This is a genomic window from Mesorhizobium sp. M2C.T.Ca.TU.002.02.1.1, assembly GCF_003997225.1.
In genome coordinates this window covers 1-3,864 of the sequence record NZ_RZTO01000605.1, presented here as the reverse complement: position 1 = coordinate 3,864, position 3,864 = coordinate 1, and the positions used below count along the sequence as shown (strand labels likewise).

Here is a 3,864-nt window from a genome sequence, read left to right as displayed (position 1 = left end):
GGCGAATACCGCAAGGAATTGCTGGAGCTGCAGAAGAAGGGTTTCCAGCGCGTCAAGGTCGACGGCACCTTCTACGAGATCGCCGATGTGCCGGCGCTGGACAAGAAGTACAAGCACGACATCGACGTCGTCGTCGACCGCATCGTCGTGCGCGGCGACCTGGCGACCAGGCTGGCGGATTCGATGGAGACGGCCCTGAAGCTCGCCGAGGGCCTCGCGGTGGCCGAGTTCGCCGACCGGCCGCTCGACGCCAGCCTGACCGGCGAGGACTCGGTCAACAAGTCGAAGAACGAGACGCATGAGCGCATCCTGTTCTCGGAGAAGTTTGCCTGCCCGGTGTCCGGCTTCACCATTCCCGAGATCGAGCCTAGGCTGTTCTCCTTCAACAACCCGTTCGGCGCCTGCCCGACCTGCGATGGCCTCGGCAGTCAGCGTGCCATCGATCCCAACCTCGTCGTGCCGGACGAAAACGTCTCGCTGCGCGACGGCGCCATCAGCCCGTGGGCGAAGTCGACCTCGCCCTATTATGCACAGACGCTGGAAGCGCTGGGCAAAGCCTATGGCTTCAAGCTCGGCGACAAGTTCAAGGATCTGAGCGCTGACGCGCAAAAAGCCGTGCTGCACGGCACCGGCGAGCGCGAGATCACCTTCCAGTATGATGACGGCCTGCGCTCCTACAAGACCACCAAGACCTTCGAGGGCGTCATCCCCAATCTCGATCGCCGCTGGAAGGAAACGGAATCGGCCTGGATGCGCGAGGAGATCGAGCGCTTCATGTCGGCCACTCCCTGCCCCGCCTGCAACGGCTATCGCCTGAAGCCGGAAGCGCTGGCGGTGAAGATCGCCGGCAAGCACATCGGCGAGGTCACCGAGCTGTCGATCCGCAAGGCCGACCAATGGTTCACCGACCTGCCGGCGCAGCTCAACGAGAAGCAGAACGAGATCGCGGTGCGCGTGCTCAAGGAGATTCGCGAGCGGCTGCGCTTCTTGAACGATGTCGGCCTCGACTATCTGACGCTGTCGCGCAATTCCGGCACGCTGTCGGGCGGCGAGAGCCAGCGCATCCGGCTCGCCTCGCAGATCGGCTCGGGCCTCACCGGCGTGCTCTACGTTCTGGACGAGCCGTCGATCGGCCTGCACCAGCGCGACAATGCGCGCCTGCTCGATACGCTGAAGCACCTGCGCGACATCGGCAACACGGTGATCGTCGTCGAACATGACGAGGACGCCATCCTGCATGCCGACTATGTCGTCGACATCGGCCCCGCCGCCGGCATCCATGGCGGCCGCATCATCGCGCAAGGCACGCCGCAGCAGATCATGGCCACACCCGCCTCGATCACCGGCAAGTACCTGTCGGGCGAGCTCGAAGTGACGACGCCGGAAGTGCGCCGCGAAGCCAAGAAGAACCGGCGCATCAAGGTCGTCGGCGCGCGCGGCAACAATCTGAAGAACGTCACGGCGGAGATCCCGCTCGGCACCTTCACCTGCGTCACCGGCGTGTCCGGCGGCGGCAAGTCGACCTTCCTGATCGAGACGCTGTTCAAGGCGGCCTCGCGCCGCATCATGGGCTCGCGCGAGCATCCGGCCGAGCATGACCGTATCGAGGGGCTGGAATTCCTCGACAAGGTCATCGACATCGACCAGTCGCCGATCGGCCGCACGCCGCGTTCCAACCCGGCGACCTATACCGGCGCCTTCACGCCGATCCGCGACTGGTTCGCGGGTCTCCCCGAAGCCAAGGCGCGCGGCTATCAGCCGGGCCGCTTCTCCTTCAACGTCAAGGGCGGCCGCTGCGAGGCCTGCCAGGGCGACGGCGTCATCAAGATCGAGATGCACTTCCTGCCCGACGTCTACGTCACCTGCGACGTCTGCCACGGCAAACGCTACAACCGCGAGACGCTCGACGTGCTGTTCAAAGGCAAGTCGATCGCCGACGTGCTCGACATGACGGTCGAGGAAGGCGTCGACTTCTTCTCGGCGGTGCCCGGCGTGCGCGACAAGCTGGAGACGCTGAAGCAGGTCGGCCTCGGCTATATCCATATCGGCCAGCAGGCGACGACCTTGTCGGGCGGCGAGGCGCAGCGGATAAAGCTCGCCAAGGAACTGTCGCGCAAGGCGACCGGCAAGACGCTCTACATTCTCGACGAGCCGACCACCGGCCTGCATTTCCACGACGTCGCCAAGCTGCTCGAAGTGCTGCACGAACTGGTCGACCAGGGCAACACGGTGGTGGTCATCGAGCACAATCTCGAAGTGATCAAGACCGCCGACTGGGTGCTCGATCTCGGACCCGAAGGCGGCGACGGCGGCGGCGAGCTGGTGGCGTCCGGCACGCCGGAAGCGATCGTGCGCGAGAAGCGCAGCTACACCGGCCAGTTCCTGAAGGAGCTTCTGGAGCGGCGCCCCGGAGGCAAACGCGAAGCGGCCGAGTGATGGCAGGGAACGGCCTGATCTCCGTCGAAAGCCGCTTCCGCGTCGGTGAAACCATCGACCGGCTGGTCGAGACGGTCACCAGCGCGGGATTACGCGTCTTCGCGCGCATCGACCATGCTGCCGGTGCGCGTGAGATCGGCGCGCCGTTGCGGCCGACCGAATTGCTGATCTTCGGCCATCCGAAGGGCGGCACGCCGTTGATGCAGGACCATCAGCTTGCCGGCATCGACCTGCCGATCAAGGCGCTGGCCTGGGAAGACGAACAAGGCAAGGTCTGGCTGTCCTACAACGACGCGCGGTGGCTAGCAGAGCGCCATAGCCTCGGCGACACCAGCCGCGATGCCGTCGCGGCGATTGCCGCCGGCCTGAAAAAGGTCGTCGCGACCGCTGCCGGAGTGAACCAATCATGAGACTGGCCCGCCGCCATGATCTTTCCGCCGTCGTCGCACTGACCGCAGACGCCTATGCGCCTTACACGCCCATCTTCGGTGGCCCCCCGATCCCGGTCACCGAGGACTACACTCCGCGCATCGAGCGCGGCGAAGTTTGGCTGTTGGAAGAAGGCTCGGAACTCGCCGGATTGATCGTCCTTGAGCGTCATCCCGACCACGCCATGATCTTCAGCGTCGCGGCCGCGCCGGCCTTCCAGGGCAAAAAGCTCGGGATCAAATTGCTGAACTTCGCCGATCAACAGGCGCGGTCATGGGGCGTGCCGGAGGTGCGGCTCTACACCAATTCGCGCATGGAGCGGAACATCGCGCTCTATTCGGCCTTTGGCTATCGGGAAACGGGTCGCCGCGCCAATCCATACCGGCCAGGATGGACCGTGGTCGACATGGCCAAGCCGGTCGGCAAAGCGACCTGACCACATCTTGAAACTCGGAGGAGGAAGACGATGAGCCAAGGAACGATCCGCTCCGGCATGGGCGGCTGGACTTTCGAGCCCTGGGACACCTCCTTCTATCCGGAGAAGCTCGCCAAGGCCAAACAACTGCACTACGCCAGCCGCCAGGTGCCGAGCATCGAGGTCAACGGCACCTATTATTCCAGTTTCAAGGAACCGACCTTCGTCAAATGGGCCAACGACGCGCCGGACGGTTTCGTCTTCTCGCTCAAGGGCAACCGCTTCGTCACCAACCGTCGCGTGCTCGGCGAGGCCGGCGAATCGATGATGCGCTTCCTCGGCTCCGGCGTCGCCGCCCTCGGCGAGAAGCTCGGGCCGATCCTGTGGCAGTTCGCGCCGACCAAGAAATTCGACGCCGACGATTTCGAAGCGTTCCTCAAACTCCTGCCCGAGAAGCAGGACGGCGTGCCGTTGCGCCACGCGCTGGAGGTCCGCAACGACAGCTTCATCGTGCCGGAATTCCCGGCCCTTGCGCGCAAATACAAGGCCGCGATCGTCTATGCCGACCACGCCAAATATCCGGC

Annotated in this window: 4 protein-coding genes; all 4 read left to right on the top strand. The window is 64.6% G+C overall.

The genetic code is table 11. From position 1 onward, the window contains the following. Positions 1-2,436: excinuclease ABC subunit UvrA (gene uvrA / locus EOD07_RS25915; protein ID WP_127237439.1), on the top strand; the 2,436-nt coding region annotated here is incomplete at its 5' end. Next, positions 2,436-2,846: a DUF302 domain-containing protein gene (locus EOD07_RS25910; protein ID WP_164772522.1), complete on the top strand. Its 411-nt coding sequence runs from the start codon at positions 2,436-2,438 to the stop codon at positions 2,844-2,846. The genes uvrA and EOD07_RS25910, both read left to right, overlap by 1 nt. Next, on the top strand, positions 2,843-3,301 hold the full coding sequence (locus tag EOD07_RS25905; protein WP_127237437.1) for a GNAT family N-acetyltransferase: 459 nt from the start codon (positions 2,843-2,845) through the stop codon (positions 3,299-3,301). Before EOD07_RS25910 ends, EOD07_RS25905 begins: the two co-directional genes overlap by 4 nt. 30 nt (positions 3,302-3,331) lie before the next feature. Then, positions 3,332-3,864, top strand: a 533-nt coding sequence (locus tag EOD07_RS25900; RefSeq protein ID WP_164772521.1) for a DUF72 domain-containing protein, incomplete at its 3' end; no start/stop codon positions are given.

Coding starts and splice junctions, on each gene's coding strand:
- EOD07_RS25910 (WP_164772522.1), top strand. CDS start 2,436: ATGGCAGGGAACGGCCTGATCTCCGTCGAAAGCCGCTTCCGCGTCGGT.
- EOD07_RS25905 (WP_127237437.1), top strand. CDS start 2,843: ATGAGACTGGCCCGCCGCCATGATCTTTCCGCCGTCGTCGCACTGACC.